A 19,928-nucleotide genomic window follows, 5' to 3' on the forward strand; every position below is an offset into this window, starting at 1 on the left:
TATGGAACATCAACATAGTTATGATGCACAAGGCAGACAGCTTTGTTGTACACAGACAGAAAAAATATATAGTCAGGCGGGAGCTGAAGACCTTATTGGGAAAGCTCCGGCTTCCAGTCATAGTCATGATCATAGCCATGATGAGGACGGTCACGATCACTCAACGGCAGGGGCTAGTCAGATGCAGTTATTTCTACCCGCGCTAATTTCTTTTATTTTGCTCATTGCGGCAATAGCGATGGATAATTGGATTGCACAAACATGGTTTAAGGATTGGGTTCGTTCGGGCTGGTATATCGTATCTTATCTACCTGTTGGGTATCCTGTAATCAGAGATGCCCTAAAGAGTATTGCTAAAGGGGAAGTCTTTTCGGAGTTTCTTTTAATGAGTATCGCTACGATAGGAGCTTTTGCGATCAAAGAATACCCAGAAGCTGTAGCGGTGATGTTATTTTACGCCGTAGGCGAGGTATTTCAGACCTTGGCGGTGAGTAGAGCTAAAAGTAATATTAAGGCACTACTGGATCAGCGTCCGGATGAAGTGACCATTTTGGAGAATGGAAAGAGCAAAGTAATCAAAGCCGCAGACGCAGGTATCGGAGCGATTGTTCAGCTGAAACCTGGCGAAAAGCTCGGGCTCGATGGTGAATTGCTTTCTGAACAAGGCGCATTTAATACTGCTGCGCTGACTGGCGAGAGCAAGCCAGACACAAAAATGAAAGGTGATGTTGTGCTGGCAGGAATGATTAATATGAACACGGTGAGCCTAATTCGGGTGACAACAGCTTATCAAGATAGCAAACTGAGTAAAATCCTTGAGCTTGTACAGAACGCAACAGCTCAAAAAGCACCTACGGAACTGTTTATCCGCAAATTTGCTAAGATATATACCCCAATTGTTGTGTTTTTGGCTATTGGAATTTGCTTCCTGCCTTACTTGTTTGTCGATCAATATGTATTTAGCGACTGGTTGTATAGAGCACTCGTATTTTTAGTGATTTCCTGTCCCTGTGCACTCGTGATCTCAATCCCTTTGGGGTATTTTGGTGGAATCGGTGCCGCGAGTAGAAATGGTATACTTTTTAAAGGCAGTAATTTTTTGGATGCGATGGCAGATATCCGGCATGTGGTGATGGATAAAACCGGAACAATGACTGCCGGCGTTTTTAAGGTGCAGGAAATTAAGCTACAGGCTGGTTACGACGAGGTAAGAATTTTAAAGCTCGTCAATAAAATAGAGAGCCACAGTAGCCATCCAGTTGCAACAGCGATTAGGGAATATGCAGGTGCGATCGACGAGTCTATTAATCTCCATAATATAGAAGAAATCGCCGGACATGGATTAAAAGGAATTACTGAAAGCAAAGAGTTGCTGGTGGGTAACTTTAAATTGCTGGACAAATTTAATGTAGCCTATGATATCGATCCGAATAGTATCGTATATACGACCATTGCCATCGCGTTGGACGGTAAATTTATAGGATTCATGACCATCGCTGATAGCATTAAAGCAGATGCCGCGCTTACAATTCAGCTACTGCATAAACTCGGTGTAAAAGCAACGATGTTGAGCGGGGATAAGACGACGGTAGTCGCCTATGTTGCCAAGGAACTTGGAATAGATCGGGCCTATGGCGACCTGCTTCCGGAAGATAAAGTGAATAAGGTCAAGGGAATAAAGGGGGTAAACGAATCTGTTGCTTTTGTTGGTGACGGTGTTAACGATGCTCCGGTTGTTGCACTGAGTGATGTTGGAATAGCGATGGGTGGACTGGGCAGTGATGCGACGATCGAGACAGCAGATGTCGTGATACAGGATGACAAACCTTCGAAGATTCCAATGGCCATTCGCATTGGGAAACAAACGAAAAAAGTTGTTTATCAGAATATTGGCCTTGCTTTTATAGTCAAAGGAATCGTGTTGATTCTTGGAGCTGGAGGTTTGGCAACAATGTGGGAGGCTGTATTTGCCGATGTTGGCGTATCGTTAATTGCGATATTGAATGCCATTAGAATTCAAAAAATGAAATTTTAACAACTGGCGCTAACTTACACCCGCCCTTTTCATTGGACGAAATGAAGGGCGGGTGTATTCCTATTTTTATTCGCTATTATTTAAAATACTAAAAATATTAGTATATTTGAGCGTGTAGGTCCACGAAGTGAATAGCCTATTTTTTAAATTACCTTTGTAAGGTATTACCTGGAGTTAAAGTGATGACGAAAGAGCAAATTGCCGAATTGCTTGAAGGAGTACCCTCTGCAGTCGGCGTATATTATATTTATGATAAGCATGACGCGCTAATTTATGTCGGCAAGAGTATCGATATTAGAAATAGGTTATTGCAGCATTTTAGAAGCACAGATTTTAAGGAACGCAAAATCCAAGGAGCAGCCTGCAGAGTTGGATTTGAACTGACAGGTCATGAATTACTAGCGCTATTGCATGAATCTGACCTGATCAAAAAATATCAACCCTATTATAATCGGGCGCAGCGTCGAACCTACTACGGATTTGGCCTTTATCTAGCAGTGAACCCATCGGGCTATCAAGTTCTTCAAGTTGAGGCGCTTGATCCCGAGCGAGAAGAGCTGATGACCTTTTCGAGTTACCAGGAGGGGCGCGAGCAATTATTCAATATTGTGGAAGCTTATCAGCTCTGCCAAAAAATAAACAAATTACAGACGTATACGAAACATTGTTTTCAATATATGTTGAAGACCTGCAGAGGGGCATGTATTGCGCAGGAGCTTCCAGAAGACTATAATCGAAGAGTGCAGGAATTTGTAGCCTCTTCGGAGCTTCCGATGGGCGAGATATTTTTGGAGCTCTTAGGACGTAATCCCAAAGAAAAGGGACTTGTTTACTTGTTGGATGGTCGGTATAAAGGATTTGGCTACTGCAATAAGCGTGTATATAGCGAAAAGAAAAAGCGAGAAGCCATCATCTTCAAAGCGGAAAACAGAGACGTTAGACGTATCTTGAGACGTTACTTCAAACTCAACCCTGTTTCGGTTTTTAACAACAATAATTTAGTGGTGTACTAAGCCAGTAAATTATTATTTTACCGTCGGTAAGAACTTTTTGTCGTTCTCATCGGAATCTTTATAGTAGGCTCGGGCTTCGTCCAGTTTATGATGCATTTCTTCACGTATCTTTTGGTATGCTTGTACATTGTATACATTCTGCATTTCCTGTGGATCGTTCTCTAGATCGTATAATTCCCACTCATCTTTGTCATAATAGAAATGGATCAGTTTGTACCTTTCGGTACGAATTCCATAGTGTCGTTTTACCATATGAATGGATGGGTACTCATAATAGGTGTAATATACGGCATCGCGCCATTGTGTTTCTTTTCCATTGAGTAGACCACGAAAAGATTTTCCCTGCATATCTTTCGGGATTGCAAGTCCTGCATAATCTAGGATTGTGGGGGCAAAATCAAGATTCTGAACAAGTGCTTTTGAGGATTGGCCAGCTTTAATTTCTGCTGGATAGCGGATCAATAAGGGGGTTCGGAGTGATTCTTCATACATAAAACGCTTGTCAAACCAACCATGTTCACCCAGATAGAACCCTTGGTCTGAGGTGTAAATGACAATTGTATTTTCGTCGAGTCCATTGTCTTTCAAAAATTCCAATAGACGTCCGACACCTTCGTCCACCGCAGCAACGGTACCCAGATAATCCTGCATATAGCGTTGATATCGCCAGCGCATCAGGTCTTCTTTGGACATGTTGCGATATTTCATCTTAAATTCTGCCATGATTGGGTTGTAGATGGAATCCCATGTTGCGCGCTGCGCTGCAGTCATTCTTCCTAGGTTTCCATTGAAGGCAGCTTTATCCCAGGATAGATATTCTTTTAGTCCCAATTCATCCATCAGTGCAGGAGGTATCTTGTTGTCACCAGCCCAGTTCATGTGTTTAAGGATATTCATTTCAGCGGTTTTAGCAGCAGTTCCTCTTCCTTCGTAGGTGTCGAATAGATTATTCGGTTCTTTGTAGGTTTTTGACGTATATTGTTGAAGATGTCGCAAAGCCGGTAGCCACTCTCGGTGTGGCGCTTTTTGATGATAGAGCACACAGAAAGGTTTGCTGGTATCTCTTTTAGCGATCCAATCTAGGGTCATATCGGTGGTAAGATCCGATACATAGCCTTGTATTTGTTGTTTTACACCATTGATAATAAAGTTTGGATTATAATATTCGCCTTGGTCAATAAGTACCGCTGAGTGGTTAAATCCCTGGGGTAGGCCATCCATATGGATTTTACCGATTAATGCCGTTTGATACCCGTTTTTTTGGAGAATCTTGGCAAAGTTGTCCTGATTCCAATTGAATTTTGCCTCGTTATCAATTTTCCCATTCATATAACTGTGCTTCCCGGTTAGGAGTACAGCCCGACTGGGTGCACATAATGAATTTGTCACGGTCGCACGTGTGAAAATGGCACCTTCTTTTGCTAATCTGTCAATATTGGGCGTTTCGTTCAGTCCGTAACCATAAGCGCTTATCGCTTGATAACCATGATCATCACTCATGATATATACAATATTTGGATGCTTTTTTGCATGGCCTTTTTGTGCCAATGCCCAAAAAGGTACAAGTGTGTACAGGGTGAAAGTAAGTATATAATGATGCAGTTTCATGGTTAAGGTTTGAATGTGTTATGCTGAACGACTTTACCTCAGGCTAATATAGGTGTTTTCATTGAGACAAAGACGGTGCTATTAGTTTAATGATAGGTTGTACGATTTAAATGATTTGTTTATTAAATTATTCTGATAGAAATTTGAATTATTAATAATTTCACTTATATATGAAGAAGAGTTTATTAGCACTTGCACTGGGGGGATTAGGGATAGGAATTACCGAATTTAGTATGATGGGGATGCTACCGGACGTTGCCGAAAGTTTGCAAGTTTCAATTCCGGAAGCTGGTTATCTCATTACAGCTTATGCCTTAGGTGTAGTTATCGGTGCCCCACTGTTGGTGGTTGTTATGAATCGATTCTCACCACTTAAGACTTTGATTATCCTCATGGGATTGTTTACCCTATTTAATGGACTGTCTGTGGTTGCTCCAAACTATGGTCTTTTATTAGTCTCGCGTTTTATTTCGGGATTGCCACATGGCGCTTTCTTCGGAGTAGGGTCTGTTATTGCCAGTCGATTGGCCGATCCTGGTAAAGAAGCGCAGGCTGTAGCGACGATGTTTTCCGGATTGACAGTTGCCAATTTATTTGGGGTTCCATTGGGGACCTATATTGGACATCATTTTTCATGGCGTTATACTTTTCTATTGATTGTTATCGTCGGTATTTTGACCATGTTAGCCTTAAAGTTGTGGATGCCTAAGATGAAAGCAGCACCTAAAAATAATCCTTGGAAGGACTTTGGCATTTTTCGGAATGTGAATGTCTGGTTTATGGTTTTGTTATTTTCAGTAGCTCCAGGAGCGTTGTTTGCCTGGATAAGTTATATAGCTCCGCTGATGACTGAAGTGTCTGGTATTGCTGATAAATACCTGCCTTATATTATGGTCCTGGCTGGATTAGGTATGTTTGTTGGGAATTTGATCGGAGGGAAGTTGACGGACGCTTTTTCTTCAACAAAGGTGGTTGTAGCCGTACTGGTGGTTCAGATTTTATGTATGTTGGTTATTTACGGGCTGTCTGACAACGTTTGGGTATCCTTGGTGATGACTTTTTTAACCGGAGTCACAACTTTTGCACTCGTACCTTCGTTAACCTTATTATTGCTTAACTCGGTAAAAAGTGATGCTGAAATGTTGGTTGCTTCTTTAGGACCTGCTTGTTTTAATATTGCAAATGCATTGGGTGCCTTTTTAGGTGGTGTACCCATTCATCAAGGCTATGGTTATACCTCTCCGGCCTTGGTTGGTGCAGTTATGGCGGCTTTAGGAATCGTAATTTCCCTATGTTATATCCAACGAAGCAAAAAGCAGCTGGTTGTGGCTGCCAAAGAGGTTCATGAGGATACCGTTGGTCAGCTTTCGTAATCCTTCATTTTTTCTTGAATTTACTATCGGACTTTGAAAAAAAGCAAATAGAATTGGTGTTAACCTAGATTTCCACCAATTCTATTGAAGATAAACTGAAATTGAACATCAATATTTTCACCCAGGTACATGCGCTTGGCCTGGCGTTTTATTGGATATCCTTGGTTCAATAGAAAGGAAACGGCAGTTGTATTTTCTTTTGGTAGCACAACTTTGGAATTTTGCATTAAATACATTTTTAACAATGCCATTCCCGCAGCTTGTTCATTGGCAACAATAAGGCCTTCTCCCAAAGAAGGAAGATAATAACCGCGGAGCGTTTGGTTCTATTTTATTGCTGCTTTATTGTATTTGTTTTTATATTCAAGGGGAAAGAGTCCTGTAAACCGACGGAATATCTCGCGGAAAGCCTTTATGTCCGTATATCCAATAGCGTACATCACTTCATTTACCGTTTTCCTCGAGCTTTCCAACTCTTTTTTTGCCGATTCTACTTTTATCCGTTGAAGATATTCCACGGGCGTATTGCCTGTCGCTTTAATAAATCTACGGTCGAAATTCCGACGTCCGACAGTGAATTTTTCAGATAACTTCTCCATGGAAATTTTTTCTGAAAAGTTATTCTCGAGATAGTCCTGGGCACGCATGACCATTTCGTCTCCATGTGACTTTTGACCATTAAAGATCATAAAATCGGACTGTGTTTGTCTGGCAATATCAATTTGAAATATTTTGGAGCAATAAATAGCCGTGTCTGTCTGTCGTAGAACTTTTCGACCAGATAAAGGAGGAGATTAAGGAAGGAATAACCGCCACCATTGGTATAGATTCCTTGCTCATCAGTAATAATTTGTTCTGTTTTTAAGTTGACCTTTGGAAAGAGCTTATGAAAATTGGCCGCTGATTTCCAGTGGATAGAGCAGTTTTTGTTATCCAAAAGCCCCGTAGACGCGAGCAGATATGCGCCGGTACACATGCTTGCAACATTTGCTCCCTTGGTATAATGGTCTAATATCCATGCTGAGAGCATGCTATTCCCAGCTTCTATTGCACTAAAATTGGAAATGACAGCGGGTACAATAATGAGGTCGGTTTTTTGAATTGTAGCGATATCTTTCTGCGTCATGACTGTTAATAATCCATTGACAAAGTTACTCTCCCTAGAAACTCCTGCCAATTCTATATTAAATATAGGTTCCCTGTTCAGTTGATCGTAATAGCGGTTCGCTTCTGTGAATACGTGGTATGTTCCAACAATGCACGATATGGTGTTAGGGCCTGTCTGACTGTCTGGAACTAAGATCGTTAGGTGTTTCATGTCGAAAGTTTATAAGATTGGATAAACGATGGTACGCTTATTTGATACTATTCAAATATACCGAAACGACTTGTCTAAATCAACCGCTGAGAATGTCTATTTTACACCCCTTTTTGTGTTTTGAAGTCCGCTATATTTGATCTATAAATTTAAATTAATACGACAAGATGGTACGAATGATCGCAATATATAAGACTCCTACGGATAGGGAGGTTTTTGACAAACACTATTTTGAGATACATATTCCCTTGGCAAAAACGCTTCCCGGACTTATTCGTTATGAGGTGGCCAACGGTGGAATCATGTCGACGACTGGACACGACGATGTGTATTGTATTGGAACCTTATATTTTGAAAGTTTAGCAGCGATTAAAATAGCATTTGCGTCTGAACAAGGAAAGGCTTGTGCAGTTGACCGGAGAATCTTAGCACCTTATGATCATGATGTTCAGATTTACATATTTGATTCGATTGAGGTATAGGAAGATAAGAAGTATGAGTTAACGGTTAAAAATACGATGAATGATGAAAAAAGACGATTTTAAAATTAGCATTACCGTTGAAGCAGGTGCTCAACGCGTATTTGAAGCAATCAATAATGTCCGCGGATGGTGGTCTCAAAATATAGAAGGGCCAACTGCTGCTTTGCATGGTGAGTTTATATATCATTATCAGGATGTACATCGTTGTCGAATACGGATAGAAAAGATGGAAACAGAGCGTAAAATAGTCTGGCGGGTCCTCGAAAACTATTTTAAATTCACCCAGGATGAACGGGAATGGACTAATAGTTCCATTATCTTCGATATTGTGGAAGATGCGGGTACAACTACATTACATTTCACTCATCGTGGGCTTAATTCCCAGATGGAATGTTATCAGGTATGTCATGATGCCTGGACGTATTATATAATGGACAGCCTAAGACAATTGATTTTAACGGGGCTGGGACAGCCTACTCCAAAGGCGGAAATAGCGCTGGGGGTTATGGAAGAGAATCGCTTACCACATGATCCTGGGACAAAAAGTATCTACCATAGACTGTTGATTGAAACTCCTGTAGAGACTGTTTACAAGGCGCTTACAACCGCGGAAGGACTAGCAGGCTGGTGGACACCAGATACGAAGGCAAAGTCGGAGATTGGTGCGATCCTGCGGTTTGGATTTGGTCCCAGCTATTTTAAAAATATGGAAGTTATTTCGCTAAAGCCTTATTCCAGGGTCGAGTGGCGCTGTGTTAAGGCATTTGAGGAATGGATTGGAACAACACTGACCTTTGAACTTGAACCTCAGCAAAAGGGATGTATGCTGCTGTTTCACCATGATGGCTGGGCAAATTATAGTGCGGAATTTGCTTCCTGCAGTTTTGATTGGGCGCTATTTTTCCGGAGTTTAAAATTTTTCTGTGAAAAAGGAAAGGGTTTTCCTTATCCCGTATTTAATGTATAAAATTCCTGAAGGGGCATAGTGTATTTTGTGTATAAAATGAGACTATCGCAATAGCTCGGCAATCGCATGCAGATAGTCTTTATTTTTAGAAAAATCATTATGTCCTTCCTTTGCCAAACGTATCAATTTATCCTGTTTTTTAAAAAAGTTACTCAGTTTAATGGAAGAATCAAAATAGACGGCATTATCCTGGTCTCCGTGGAAGATGACCGTTCTACATTTTACTTTTTGCAATGCCGCAGCATTGTCGAAATAAAAGGGAATCCCGCTTGTATCGAGTTCAGGAGCGACATGTTGTGTCCAATCTTGAAAACTATAGTAAGGTGCCTGAAGAATAAGCATTTTTGGAGAATTATGCGAAGCAATAGTTGAAGCAAGTGCCGTGCCCATAGATTGACCGATTATGATAATGTGATCTTCCGGATACTGTTGTGTCAGCTTATCATAGACCGTTTGCAGATCACGATAAAGTAGTTCTTCATTGGTTACTTTACCTTCACTTTTTCCGTAACCTCGGTAGTCCAACATAAAAATATCATATCCGTTATCAGTATAGATATTGGCAATTTTACCCCAGGTATCTACAGCCCCATTACTGCCATGCAAATAGAAAATTAGTCCTTTGCTCTTGTCTGCCTTAAACAAGATTCCGTGGAGTTTAACATGATCTGCTGTTGTGATAAATTGTTCTTCAAATTTGCCCTGAAAGCGGAACGTGGAATCTTGGAGCTTTTTACCTGGAAACAGTTGTTCTTCAAGTATTTCATTCCAGTTTGGTTTCACTTTAGATTTACTGTTGGATTGCGCATGTACTGCGGGGTATAAAAAGATGAATAGCAAGAGTAATAGTATTGGACGTAACCAAAGGTGACGGTAAAATTTTGTTAATGTGACGGTATTGTTTGAGTGCATAAAGATACTTGGTCTATGATTTTTATTGAAGTTACACATTTCTATGGCATCCAGAAAATGTGGGATTCCTAGTTTTAGCAGTATCTTTTCTTATAAACTTAATCTAGGTTAAGTTTATGCCTTAATCCAGGTTGTTGGAAGCAGGCTTCTTCTTGTCGTACCTTTGAGATAGCAATTTAAAATGAAGTGAATCAATTTGGGCTTCAACTTAAATTCATCAAGAACGCTAAAAAAGGAGATCATAACATGAAAAAATCAATTGAAAGAATTTTCCAACGTCCAGCTCAACCGGGTATGGTAGGAGATGGATTTCGAGTATTTAATATGATACCAGGGAATGGGATTTCCCAAAAGAGGATGAGTCCATTTCTTTTACTGGATTTCAACGCAGCATTTGATTTTGGACCTTCGGATCATATCAGAGGCGTGGATGTACATCCGCATAAGGGGTTTGAAACTGTTACTATCGCCTACAAAGGTAGTGTAGCCCATCACGACAGTTCGGGAAACAGCGGAGTCATTCGTCCAGGTGATGTACAATGGATGACTGCCGGTGCGGGTATATTACATAAAGAATACCATGAAGAGGAATTTTCAAAAAAAGGTGGATTGTTTGAAATGGTTCAGCTCTGGGTTAATTTACCAGCGAAAGATAAATCAACGGAGGCACATTACCAGGCGATTACATCCAATCAGATGGGGAAGGTACTATTGCCTGACGCAGCAGGGGTAGTTAATGTCATCGCGGGGAAATTTCAGGATACAGTAGGGCCAGCGAACACCTATACGCCTGTCAATCTATTTGATATCAAATTGGCAGAGCAACATGAAACGAATTTTTTAGTTCCACAAAATCATAATACTGCGATGCTGGTTGTGAATGGGGTGGTCGAGGTCAACGGTGAACTTGCGAAGGAACATAGTTTTGTTTTATTCGGTCATGATGGTGAAGAGATCTCGATAAAGGCCCATAAAAATGCGGTTTTACTTGTGTTAAGCGGTGAGCCCATCGATGAACCTATCGTGAGCTATGGCCCATTTGTAATGAATACACAGGCAGAGATTTACCAAGCCTTTGAAGATTTTCAAGCTGGCAAGTTTGGCGTACTTGAATAAATGAAATAAGTTTCCATCCATGGCCTACATGTATAACATGTAGGCCATTAATGGATATCATCATATAGAAGATTTTCTGTTAATTAGCTTTTCTTTAGATTATGGTGTTCAACGACTAAGAAAAGTTTTTTGGCCGTCTGTCGTAGCAGATATGGATGATGAAAACCAGTAGTGTACAACAAAAGCCTGTCAATACCACGCCATTCCATTGAAAGTATTTCCAAGCGAGCGAGGCCAGGTAACTACCCAATGATCCACCCGCAAAGTAACTAAACATATAGACTGTATTTAGTCGGTTGGTTGCCCCTAGATTTAAGGCAAAGAAAGCAGATTGATTGCTGATATGCATTGATTGTAAACCTAGGTCAATTAAGATTACACCAGCTATTAATCCGATATAGCTATTCCCCCCGATGTAGAATACAATCCAGCTCAATAGCAGGATAAATATGGAACCAAGAATAACGGTATACGTAGAAACATGCGTTGAAATCCGGCCGACCAATGCTGCTGCTAGAGCGCCAACAGCCCCTATTAATCCGAAGGATCCGGCTACAGCGGACCCCGCGTGGAAAGGAGCTTCCTGTAAATGAAATACTAATGTAATCCAAAAAGCACTGAATCCAGCAAAACCTAGGGCACCTCTGAGTGCAGATAGCCGTAATACCGGTTGAGTTTTTGTCAGATGGATCAATGAGTGCATTAATTGTAGATAACTTCCTTGAAATGTTGGATTCACATCGGGGAGTGCGAAAGCTAATAATAACATGAATAGAACCATTAACGCTATCGCTATATAATAGATCGCTTGCCATCCCCAGATATCACCAATGAATCCTGCTGCGACGCGGGAGAGCAGAATACCTAATAGTAAGCCACTCATGACCATTCCGATTGAAGAATTGCGTTTTTCGGGAGTAGCAAGTTCGGCTGTAAGGGGGACGAGCATTTGGGGAACGACCGAGCTAAATCCAACCATAAAGCTTGCGATATAGAGCAACTCGAGGCAGGGAGCGAAGACCATTGCCAATAAGGAGACTATGATGAGTAGAAAAATTGATAATATTAATTTCTTTCTTTTTATCATATCGCCCAAAGGAACGATAAAGAGTAGCCCTGTTGCAAAACCGACCTGGGTGAGCATAGCAATCATACTAATTGCAGCTTCACTAACGTGAAAGTCTTTCGCCATCAATCCCAAAAGCGGTTGATTATAATAGTTGTTGCCGACGACTACTCCGGTTGTCAAGGTAATAAGCCATAAAATAGGCTTCGTCAGTACAGGTGTATCCCGCTTTGAGTTTACGTGAAGTTCTATGTTTTGGTTTGTTATTTCTGTTGTATGTATCATTTTGAATTTTATCTCCTTGCCTGCAAATTTACAGCGATCAGTAATGTAGGAATTGAAGAATTCGATCCATGAATTGAAGAATTGAAGTTTGATTAACCTCAATTGATCCAGAAGTGAGATAATTGTGTACTGGACTAGTTATCTACTTGGAAATTGCCTATGTAACAAATACAAAGCGTCTGATGTCATTTTTAATGCAAGATGCCCTTGAAAAATATCGTTTATTGTTGGATGAAAATCCAATGGTTGTCAGAAGGCTATCCAATAGAATAGTTGCTTCCTATCTGAATATTTCACAGGAGACCTTGAGCCGTTTAAAGTCAAAGCTCTAAACCTCAACTGGCCTATGCAGTTCTTCGATGCATAGGCCAGTTGAGGTTTAAAGATTTATTTGTTGATTTCGCTTTTTCCTAGACGCAGTATATACAATGATCACACTAATCGTCATCAGGATAAATGCTAGGAAAAACGGAGCACCCGAAAATTTAAATGGCGCCTTGTCATGGGTGAAATAATAAAATAGGTTTGTCATCATCGGTGGGCCAATAATCGATGTTGCACTCATTAAGCTCGTTAGTGCACCTTGAAGTTCACCCTGTTCATTTGAAGGGACATTTTTGGTAATAACAGACTGAAGAGCTGGTCCACAAATACCCCCCAAGCAATAGGGAATAAGGAAGACGAACATCATCCATCCTTCGCTCGCAAATGAGAATAACAGGAGTCCAATAGCATATAGGGTCAATCCATAAAAAATGCTTTTTTGTTCGCCAAGCTTGGGTGTTGTCCATCGAATTAAAACACCTTGAACCAATCCAATCAATAATCCAATAACACCTAACGAGATACCCACCATTCTTTCTGTCCAGTCGAATTTATACATGGTGAAGAAGTTCCAGTTACTTTGAACCGCATGACCTGCGATATAGATTAAAATTAAGGCAACGATGAGGCCGGATATTTCCGGATGTTTTCCAAGAAACTTAAAAGACCCAATTGGATTTGCACGTTTCCAGTTAAAGGCTCTGCGTTTTTCTTTGTCTAAGCTCTCAGGTAAGATAAAATAGCCATATAAGAAGTTCAGCATACACAATCCTGCGGCCGCATAAAAGGGAACCCTGGCACCATAGTGACCGAGTAGACCTCCGATAACAGGACCTATGATGAAGCCCAGACCAAATGCAGCACCTATCAAGCCAAAGTTCTTTGCCCGGTCTTCATCCGTAGATATATCGGCGATATAAGCACTTGCCGTTGTAAAACTGGCTCCTGTCAATCCCGCTATGACACGACCCAAAAATAGCCACCCTATACTTGGTGCGAGGGCAAGAAAGATATAGTCCACAGCGAATCCAAAAAGTGAGATCAATATAATTGGCCTTCTACCATATTTATCACTCAGGTTACCGACTACGGGAGAAAATATAAATTGTGTGAAAGCATAGGCAAAGCCAAGCCAGCCGCCATATTTTGCAGCTTCACTGATATCGCTATGAATCAATTCCTCGATAAGTTTTGGGACGACGGGAATAATGATTCCCCAACCTGTAATATCGATAAGTAATGTGATAAATATGAATCCGATTGCTGCTTTTTTCTTGGAATTTTCCATCATGTTTCAAAAGTAATGAAATCCTTAAAAACTTGTCTGTTATTTAATTACTAATTTGTGGTGAGTGTTGCATTTTCGGTAGCGTTAACAAATCGAAAATAGGGGGCTTTTTTCTTTCAATAAGTGCTATGCTAATCCCATTTTTGTTGAGAAGCATTCAATACGTGTTTGTACGTTATGCTGCTATAGTAGAGGATACTGGTTTTTTTCGTGTGTTTGCATGATTGATGGGCAATCCCACATTGTAAACGTGCCGGCTTTTTTTTGATTAGATGGCTTTACATTTGGGACGGTGTTGTATATCGAAATTACATGAATTCGCAATAAAGCACAGCTTATATGCTTGGGCATGTAGGGATAAAGCAAGCTCTATCTGGAATTCATTTGTGATGAGAACCTCGGGGTGTAATGTAACTTCTGTAAAACGACCACTGCCATCTCCATACGTTTCAAGGGTAGCGACAGCATTGTCCGTATAGGATAAAACCTCGATGCTATTTTGCGAGCAGACGTATAAATAGGACATCATGTGACAAGAAACTAGGCTGCTAAGTAGCAAATCTTCCGGATTGTACAATGCGGGGTCACCCTTGAATGTTTTCGCTGCCGAAACGTGTAGATCTGTTTTCCCTTCGATCGCAATGTGATGGCTCTTCGTATAAATTTTTTTACCCAGAACGCTAGGCTGTTCAGGATGATTCCAAGTTAGGGACGCTTTAAAGGTATGTTTGTAACTCATTTTTGTTTCAAATTTAAGGTGTCTTCCATTATGATAGAACGTCTAGTCTGCCAATTGCAAGATGTGCAGGATGGATCGAATTGGCTAGATGAAAATTTTAATAGAACTGCTTGAAAATTAGGCTTTCTGAATGCAATACTGTTATGTGCGAACAAAAGTGATATAATCTGTATTGATAGGTTCAATGCCATTTTTTCGCATTTCGCTTGCTATTTGTGCCCTGTGATAGGTACCATGATTAAAGACGTGTAACAGAATGTCGTTGGCTTTATTATGAAAAGCCTGATGCTGTGTGTTGGTATAATTGACAATTTCATCGTCCGTTTCATTTCTGTCATGAATCTGCTGACCAAATCCTTCTGAAGCTAAATCGTGATACCTTTGGCAATCGACGATACTGTGCTCATCCCAAACACCAACAGGTGGTTTTTCACCCGTTAATCGACTTAGCCAAATGATCTGTGCATTAACAATATGGCTAAAGAGCCGTATGCAAGAAGGAGGTACTTTTTCGCCTTCACTTTTCAGTTTATCCAGTAGTGCTGTATTTGCCCAGTTATTATATAACCACAGCTGCATAAATGTAGTTGACATCTAATTGTTGTTTTATGTGGGTTCTGTAAAATTAAATATACGGAAGATAGAAATAAATTTTTTGTAAACCCTTTCAAATGTTCATTTGTGAACAATTTCTGTTCGTAAATGAACATTTTACTGTTGGTGTTTTGTTTTAATATATTGATTTACAGTTATGTATTTATTTTGGCCGGGTGCTTGTGACTTTTCTCTTTACAATATCCAATCAATAGTAGACAGCTAATGATCAAGAATAATATCAAAATTGCTTTTCGCAATCTAACACGGAATAAGGGGTTTATGACCATCAATATCCTTGGCCTGGCCATTGGTATGACGGCAAGTATATTGATTATATTATGGGTAAATTCTCAGCTCTATTATGATAGGATGTATCCCAAAACAGATAGAATTGGGATTGTGGGGTCAGTTGGACGAAACGACAAAGGAGTTTCCGTTTATTTCGTCACTCCCGAACCTTTGGCGGAGGTGATGAAGCTTGAAGTTCCAGAAATTAAGCAGACTTGTCGATTAAGTAAGCTTAGCGGATTTCTGTTTACGGCTGGTGATCAAAAGCTCATCGCTGGTCGCGGGGCTTTTGTCGATGCCACTTTCTTTTCAATTTTTCAACTTCCCGTTTTGGCGGGGAATCCAGCGGATGCGCTTGCAGACCCTTCGGCTATTGTGCTGACAAAAGATTTGGCTATTTCTTTATTTGGTTCAACGGATGTCGTTGGAAAAAATATCAAGATCGATAGCAACGAAATAGTACATGTGTCGGCAGTTTTGAAGGAGGTCCCCAGCAATAGCCAATTTGCGGAATTGCAGTATCTTTTTCCTTGGGCATTTGCTGCTAAAATAGGCTATACGGATAATAATTGGTATAACAGTTCGATTTCAACTTTTGTTGAACTGTATCCCAACGCAACATTCACGTCAGTACAGCAAAAGCTAAAAGATATCTCGAAAAGGCATGCTGATGTCAAGAGTGAAAATTTTTTGAAGCCGATGAAGGAGAGTTATCTTTATAATGAATATAAAAACGGAACAGTTGCAGGTGGAAGGATTGAGATGGTACGTGTTTTTATCCTTATTGCTGGTTTTATAGTATTGATTGCATGTATCAATTTCATGAATTTAAGTACGGCACAAAGTGAGCGCAGGGCAAAGGAGGTGGGGGTGCGAAAAGTGATCGGCGCACAGAAAAGTAGTCTGATCTGGCAATTTTTATCAGAATCAATGCTATTATCATTGATTTCTGGAATAGTCGCACTTATTTTAGTGGCTCTGATAATACCTTCCTTTGGCGATCTTATCGGAAGAAAACTAGCTCTTCCGGTAGGTGAGGGTTATTTTTGGGCCGGATTTTTGGGCTTCATTCTTCTGACAGGCATACTTGCTGGTAGTTACCCTGCTTTTTTTCTTTCTTCGTTTAGACCGATTAATGTGTTAAAAAATAGATTTTTCCTTTTTAAACAGAGAATAAATCCTCGAAAGGCTCTTGTTGTAACTCAATTTGCAATTGCGGTATTAATGATTGTTAGTACCCTTGTGATCCGAAAACAAATACTACACGCTCAGCATAGGGATGCCGGTTTTAACACGGATAATCTGATCTATGTCATAGAAAACGGAGATGCTACGAAAAATATTGCAATGATCCGACACGATTTGATTAATAAGGGAATCGCCACTGCTGTAACTCGTACCATGTCCCCGATGACTGAACGTTGGAGTGGGTGGGGAGGTGCATCATGGGAGGGTAAGGACCCCAATCGAGCGATTGTTTTTAACAGGCAGTCTGCCGATGACAAGCTGATTGAAACGACAGGGTTAACACTTTTAAAGGGGCGAGACTTTGACTTAGCGAACTTTCCTACCGATTCGATGTCAGCTATTATCAATGAATCTGCAGCGGAGATTATGGCGATGAAGGACCCAATCGGAAATTATATTATGGACGGTGAAGATAAGTTTACGATTATAGGTGTGGTTAAAGATTTTATTCAGGAATCACCGTTTAAAACAGTGACTCCAACAGTCATTGAGGGGGCGAGTAGAACGTTAGGGACCGTGCACATTAAGTTGAATCCTAAACTTAACATAAGCGATGCTTTAAAGAAAACCGAAGCTGTTTTTAAAACTTATAATCCAAACTATCCTTTTGATTATCATTTTTTAAATCAAGAATATAGTAGAAAGTTTCAAGATGCACAGCGGACAGGTCGCCTGGTAAGTATTTTTGCGGGCTTGACGATATTTATTTCCTGCCTTGGTTTATTTGGCTTGGCCGCATACATGACCGAAAGCAGAACAAAAGAAATAGGCGTTCGAAAAATCCTCGGGGCATCTTTATTTACCTTAACAAAGATGCTTTCCAAAGAGTTTATTGTGTTGGTAGGGATTTCATGTCTGATTGCATTCCCCATTGCCTATTGGGCTATGGATGGCTACATCAGTCAATATAGCTATCGAATATCAATTGGATGGGGGGTATTTGCAGTAACAGCGTGCTTAACTCATTTGATTGTACTATTAACTGTGAGCACACAATCTATTAAGGCGGCTTTGGCTAATCCGGTTAAGAGCTTACGCGACGAATAGCGAGCTCAGTCTAAACTGAAGTTTATTGTTTACTGCCTGTGCTATTTTGCGTAATTGCTGAAGCGTTCAAATGACTCGAAAAATATCACGCATGCAGCAGGTTTCCTGAACAAAAATTTTTTTATTGGCGATAGTTATCCCTATGAAAGTGATTTTCATTTAAGAGCTACTTTCAGCTATATTTTAGTTGTGTTTGGATTACTTTTAGCTTTTCTTTTTGTTAATATTGTAATTAATTATATATTTAGCTTGCTATATCTATCTATTGTTGTGGTTTGTCTCAAAATTGTCTTTTTGCACCATTGTTTGACAATTGAGCCGAGCACAAATTAAATGATATATTTATATTAGCCACATATTATTGAGAAGTATGCTATCTATGACGGGACTTTTCCAAAATTACAATACTGGAAAACGTGTTTTTTTTCATTTATGTTTTTGGTTTGTGGTTTTGGGTATGCAATTCATAGCATATCAGCGAATAGATATTACGAGTTCATGGTTGCTATTTTTAAAGGATGTATTTTCTTTATTAACGATTTTTTACGCAACAGCATATATTGTCATACCACAATGGTTTATTCGAGGTAAGTTTGTTCTCTGTATTTTATGGTTGCTCGTAATTTATACTTGGTGGTCTTTTTTAAGTTATTATGCTGCAATATTAACGTTAAGGTATTTGGCACCAGATGTACGATTGTCAACTTATCTCGAAATAGTCGAACGGCAAGGTATTCTGGGTGCTTTCCGGCTATCCTCAATCAGTGATTATTTATTGGATTTTATTTTTTTGGTCGCTTTACCGTTGACCGTAAAGATAGTACAGGCATTTATGTTTGTTAGAAATTCAAAAATGAAACTCGAGCTAAAAAATGCTGAACTTGAACTAAACAACGTTCAATTGGAGCTTGCTTTCCTAAAATACCAGATTAATCCACATTTCTTACTTAATACACTCTATAGTATTTATGTTTTGGTATCCGATCATGATGAAAGAGGTGGTGAAAGTATGATGCGACTGAGTGGTATTATGGTGTATTTATTGCACGAAAGTAATCAGCCAAAGGTCGAAATTAGTCGCGAATTTCAACTGCTTAAGGATTATATTGAGTTGGAAAAGTTGCGCTATAGTGAGACAGTACAAGTCAAAGTAAACTTAGCGACTGATGATGAAAGCTGTATGGTGGTACCCCTGATTTTTTTTCCGTTTGTGGAAAATGCATTTAAGCATGGACCCCGCTTAAGTTCTTCAGCTGGATGGATATCCATAGACATTTCTGTGAAGGATGACAAGGTAAACATGTATATCGCCAATGCCTATAGAGAACTTTCCAAACCCGAAAATTATGTTGGGGGATTAGGAATAGATAACGTAAGAAAAAGACTGGAGCTTCATTACCCTGACAGGCACATTTTGGAAATTAAATCAGATGGGGGTGTATTTAGTGTTAATCTTGTTGTAACTTTACAGGCTGAAGAAAAGCCGTAGCACCAACGCTGAGGATCGCTAAGTACTTATGAACAGAATTAAAACTATTCTTATTGAAGATGAGCCGATTGCAAGAGGTCGATTGGAAAAATTAGTTTCCAAATTAGGCCTGATCGAAATATTGGGTGTATTCGAAAATCCGTTACAAGCTATAGATGTTTTAAGAAAGAGTGAGGTCGATCTCATCTTGTCGGATATAGATATGCCCGAAATGGATGGGATTACTTTTCTTAAAGGACTTGCCCATCCACCATTTGTTGTCTTTATAACTGGTCATTATGAGTATGCCGTGGATGGATTTGAGCTGGATGTAATCGACTATATTTTAAAACCGCTGTTGACGGAAGAACGATTGATAAAGGCAATTGAAAAAGTTCAAAAAGCAATTTTATTTTCTAGAAGGGGGCCACAAGGTGAAAGAAAGGCGATTAAGATAAAGGATAGGAACAAGACTATCTTTATAGATCCTGCGGATATTCTCTATCTAAAAGCTTGGGGAGACTACATCCAAATTTATTCGGTAGATGGTATGCAAACTTTGCTCTCGACGATGAAAGATATGGAAGCAGAACTTCCCTGGGATATGTTTGCGCGTATGCACAGATCTTATATCGTTAATATCAAACAAGTCAAGGGTGTTGAAGCAAGTAAAGTAATTCTAAAAAATGGAGTCGAACTTGGCATTGGTTTACAATATCGCAATCAGCTTTTTGCAAAGATGGGACTTATCTAA

At 39.9% G+C, this 19,928-nt stretch carries 19 protein-coding genes; 10 read left to right on the forward strand and 9 right to left on the reverse strand.

All coding sequences use genetic code 11. The features are described 5' to 3' along the window. Position 1 precedes the first annotated feature (1 nt). On the forward strand, positions 2–2,035 hold the full coding sequence (locus tag ACLCDV_RS12210; protein WP_411973831.1) for a heavy metal translocating P-type ATPase: 2,034 nt from the start codon (positions 2–4) through the stop codon (positions 2,033–2,035). Between the two features lie 182 nt (positions 2,036–2,217). Next, a complete protein-coding gene (locus ACLCDV_RS12215; protein ID WP_411973832.1) occupies positions 2,218–3,048 on the forward strand; it encodes a GIY-YIG nuclease family protein in 831 nt (276 codons plus the stop codon). Between the two features lie 12 nt (positions 3,049–3,060). Here ACLCDV_RS12215 and ACLCDV_RS12220 read toward each other — a convergent pair whose 3' ends face one another. Further along, positions 3,061–4,656, reverse strand: coding sequence for a sulfatase (locus tag ACLCDV_RS12220; protein ID WP_411973833.1), 1,596 nt, complete (start codon positions 4,654–4,656; stop codon positions 3,061–3,063). Positions 4,657–4,826: 170 nt separating this feature from the next. Here ACLCDV_RS12220 and ACLCDV_RS12225 point away from each other — a divergent pair, with 170 nt between their 5' ends. After that, complete coding sequence (locus tag ACLCDV_RS12225; protein ID WP_411973834.1) at positions 4,827–6,029, forward strand: MFS transporter; 1,203 nt, start codon at positions 4,827–4,829, stop codon at positions 6,027–6,029. 59 nt (positions 6,030–6,088) lie between these two features. Here ACLCDV_RS12225 and ACLCDV_RS12230 read toward each other — a convergent pair whose 3' ends face one another. The 3 genes from ACLCDV_RS12230 to ACLCDV_RS12240 all read right to left on the reverse strand — a co-directional run bounded on the left by ACLCDV_RS12230 (position 6,089) and on the right by ACLCDV_RS12240 (position 7,347). Then, positions 6,089–6,256 (reverse strand): hypothetical protein, encoded by a 168-nt coding sequence (locus tag ACLCDV_RS12230; protein ID WP_411973835.1) that lies wholly within the window; start codon positions 6,254–6,256, stop codon positions 6,089–6,091. Between the two features lie 99 nt (positions 6,257–6,355). Further along, positions 6,356–6,718, reverse strand: a complete 363-nt coding sequence (locus ACLCDV_RS12235) for a helix-turn-helix domain-containing protein (RefSeq protein WP_411973836.1) — start codon at positions 6,716–6,718, stop codon at positions 6,356–6,358. Further along, on the reverse strand, positions 6,715–7,347 hold the full coding sequence (locus ACLCDV_RS12240; protein ID WP_411973837.1) for a DJ-1/PfpI family protein: 633 nt from the start codon (positions 7,345–7,347) through the stop codon (positions 6,715–6,717). The genes ACLCDV_RS12235 and ACLCDV_RS12240 overlap by 4 nt, the downstream gene beginning before the upstream one ends. A gap of 176 nt (positions 7,348–7,523) precedes the next feature. Here ACLCDV_RS12240 and ACLCDV_RS12245 point away from each other — a divergent pair, with 176 nt between their 5' ends. After that, positions 7,524–7,829, forward strand: a complete 306-nt coding sequence (locus ACLCDV_RS12245) for an EthD family reductase (protein WP_411973838.1) — start codon at positions 7,524–7,526, stop codon at positions 7,827–7,829. 40 nt (positions 7,830–7,869) lie between these two features. Beyond that, positions 7,870–8,796 (forward strand): SRPBCC domain-containing protein, encoded by a 927-nt coding sequence (locus tag ACLCDV_RS12250; RefSeq protein WP_411973839.1) that lies wholly within the window; start codon positions 7,870–7,872, stop codon positions 8,794–8,796. Positions 8,797–8,838: 42 nt separating this feature from the next. Here the strand turns inward: ACLCDV_RS12250 and ACLCDV_RS12255 are convergent, their stop codons facing one another. Beyond that, a complete protein-coding gene (locus tag ACLCDV_RS12255) occupies positions 8,839–9,708 on the reverse strand; it encodes an alpha/beta hydrolase (protein ID WP_411973840.1) in 870 nt (289 codons plus the stop codon). Positions 9,709–9,954: 246 nt separating this feature from the next. Between ACLCDV_RS12255 and ACLCDV_RS12260 the strand changes: the two genes are divergently transcribed. Beyond that, complete coding sequence (locus ACLCDV_RS12260) at positions 9,955–10,824, forward strand: pirin family protein (RefSeq protein ID WP_411973841.1); 870 nt, start codon at positions 9,955–9,957, stop codon at positions 10,822–10,824. Between the two features lie 115 nt (positions 10,825–10,939). Here the strand turns inward: ACLCDV_RS12260 and ACLCDV_RS12265 are convergent, their stop codons facing one another. Then, positions 10,940–12,175, reverse strand: a complete 1,236-nt coding sequence (locus tag ACLCDV_RS12265) for an MFS transporter (RefSeq protein ID WP_411973842.1) — start codon at positions 12,173–12,175, stop codon at positions 10,940–10,942. 182 nt (positions 12,176–12,357) lie between these two features. Between ACLCDV_RS12265 and ACLCDV_RS12270 the strand changes: the two genes are divergently transcribed. Continuing rightward, the gene (locus tag ACLCDV_RS12270) at positions 12,358–12,507 is read left to right on the forward strand and encodes a hypothetical protein (RefSeq protein ID WP_216640357.1); all 150 of its coding nucleotides are present in this window, start codon (positions 12,358–12,360) and stop codon (positions 12,505–12,507) included. A gap of 47 nt (positions 12,508–12,554) precedes the next feature. On the opposite strand, the gene ACLCDV_RS12275 is transcribed toward ACLCDV_RS12270, so the two are convergent. The 3 genes from ACLCDV_RS12275 to ACLCDV_RS12285 all read right to left on the reverse strand — a co-directional run bounded on the left by ACLCDV_RS12275 (position 12,555) and on the right by ACLCDV_RS12285 (position 15,120). Further along, the gene (locus ACLCDV_RS12275; protein WP_411973843.1) at positions 12,555–13,790 is read right to left on the reverse strand and encodes a TCR/Tet family MFS transporter; all 1,236 of its coding nucleotides are present in this window, start codon (positions 13,788–13,790) and stop codon (positions 12,555–12,557) included. A 265-nt stretch (positions 13,791–14,055) separates the two neighbouring features. Next, positions 14,056–14,526 carry an OsmC family protein gene (locus tag ACLCDV_RS12280; RefSeq protein ID WP_333575061.1) on the reverse strand — a complete coding sequence of 157 codons (471 nt, stop codon included), beginning with the start codon at positions 14,524–14,526 and terminating at the stop codon, positions 14,056–14,058. 141 nt (positions 14,527–14,667) lie between these two features. Further along, on the reverse strand, positions 14,668–15,120 hold the full coding sequence (locus ACLCDV_RS12285) for a DinB family protein (RefSeq protein WP_317666900.1): 453 nt from the start codon (positions 15,118–15,120) through the stop codon (positions 14,668–14,670). A gap of 225 nt (positions 15,121–15,345) precedes the next feature. On the opposite strand from ACLCDV_RS12285, the gene ACLCDV_RS12290 reads away from it, so the two are divergent. The 3 genes from ACLCDV_RS12290 (at position 15,346) to ACLCDV_RS12300 (ending at position 19,928) form a co-directional block, all read left to right on the forward strand. Continuing rightward, positions 15,346–17,706, forward strand: a complete 2,361-nt coding sequence (locus tag ACLCDV_RS12290) for an ABC transporter permease (RefSeq protein WP_411973844.1) — start codon at positions 15,346–15,348, stop codon at positions 17,704–17,706. A gap of 679 nt (positions 17,707–18,385) precedes the next feature. Further along, positions 18,386–19,195 carry a sensor histidine kinase gene (locus ACLCDV_RS12295; protein ID WP_333575063.1) on the forward strand — a complete coding sequence of 270 codons (810 nt, stop codon included), beginning with the start codon at positions 18,386–18,388 and terminating at the stop codon, positions 19,193–19,195. Positions 19,196–19,223: 28 nt separating this feature from the next. Further along, positions 19,224–19,928: a LytR/AlgR family response regulator transcription factor gene (locus ACLCDV_RS12300; RefSeq protein WP_411973845.1), complete on the forward strand. Its 705-nt coding sequence runs from the start codon at positions 19,224–19,226 to the stop codon at positions 19,926–19,928.

Origin of the sequence: Sphingobacterium sp. Lzh-3 (assembly GCF_046764375.1) — a bacterium.
In the GTDB taxonomy this organism is placed as follows: Bacteria; Bacteroidota; Bacteroidia; order Sphingobacteriales; family Sphingobacteriaceae; genus Sphingobacterium.

What these genes read in the sequence shown, in the direction of transcription:
- ACLCDV_RS12225 (WP_411973834.1), top strand. Translation starts at nt 4,827, where the DNA reads ATGAAGAAGAGTTTATTAGCACTTGCACTGGGGGGATTAGGGATAGGA.
- ACLCDV_RS12245 (WP_411973838.1), top strand. Translation starts at nt 7,524, where the DNA reads ATGATCGCAATATATAAGACTCCTACGGATAGGGAGGTTTTTGACAAA.
- ACLCDV_RS12240 (WP_411973837.1), bottom strand. Translation starts at nt 7,347, where the DNA reads ATGAAACACCTAACGATCTTAGTTCCAGACAGTCAGACAGGCCCTAAC.
- ACLCDV_RS12220 (WP_411973833.1), bottom strand. Translation starts at nt 4,656, where the DNA reads ATGAAACTGCATCATTATATACTTACTTTCACCCTGTACACACTTGTA.
- ACLCDV_RS12250 (WP_411973839.1), top strand. Translation starts at nt 7,870, where the DNA reads ATGATGAAAAAAGACGATTTTAAAATTAGCATTACCGTTGAAGCAGGT.
- ACLCDV_RS12280 (WP_333575061.1), bottom strand. Translation starts at nt 14,526, where the DNA reads ATGAGTTACAAACATACCTTTAAAGCGTCCCTAACTTGGAATCATCCT.
- ACLCDV_RS12265 (WP_411973842.1), bottom strand. Translation starts at nt 12,175, where the DNA reads ATGATACATACAACAGAAATAACAAACCAAAACATAGAACTTCACGTA.
- ACLCDV_RS12210 (WP_411973831.1), top strand. Translation starts at nt 2, where the DNA reads ATGGAACATCAACATAGTTATGATGCACAAGGCAGACAGCTTTGTTGT.
- ACLCDV_RS12255 (WP_411973840.1), bottom strand. Translation starts at nt 9,708, where the DNA reads ATGCACTCAAACAATACCGTCACATTAACAAAATTTTACCGTCACCTT.
- ACLCDV_RS12300 (WP_411973845.1), top strand. Translation starts at nt 19,224, where the DNA reads ATGAACAGAATTAAAACTATTCTTATTGAAGATGAGCCGATTGCAAGA.
- ACLCDV_RS12235 (WP_411973836.1), bottom strand. Translation starts at nt 6,718, where the DNA reads ATGATCTTTAATGGTCAAAAGTCACATGGAGACGAAATGGTCATGCGT.
- ACLCDV_RS12275 (WP_411973843.1), bottom strand. Translation starts at nt 13,790, where the DNA reads ATGATGGAAAATTCCAAGAAAAAAGCAGCAATCGGATTCATATTTATC.
- ACLCDV_RS12260 (WP_411973841.1), top strand. Translation starts at nt 9,955, where the DNA reads ATGAAAAAATCAATTGAAAGAATTTTCCAACGTCCAGCTCAACCGGGT.
- ACLCDV_RS12290 (WP_411973844.1), top strand. Translation starts at nt 15,346, where the DNA reads ATGATCAAGAATAATATCAAAATTGCTTTTCGCAATCTAACACGGAAT.
- ACLCDV_RS12270 (WP_216640357.1), top strand. Translation starts at nt 12,358, where the DNA reads ATGTCATTTTTAATGCAAGATGCCCTTGAAAAATATCGTTTATTGTTG.
- ACLCDV_RS12285 (WP_317666900.1), bottom strand. Translation starts at nt 15,120, where the DNA reads ATGTCAACTACATTTATGCAGCTGTGGTTATATAATAACTGGGCAAAT.
- ACLCDV_RS12230 (WP_411973835.1), bottom strand. Translation starts at nt 6,256, where the DNA reads ATGCAAAATTCCAAAGTTGTGCTACCAAAAGAAAATACAACTGCCGTT.
- ACLCDV_RS12215 (WP_411973832.1), top strand. Translation starts at nt 2,218, where the DNA reads ATGACGAAAGAGCAAATTGCCGAATTGCTTGAAGGAGTACCCTCTGCA.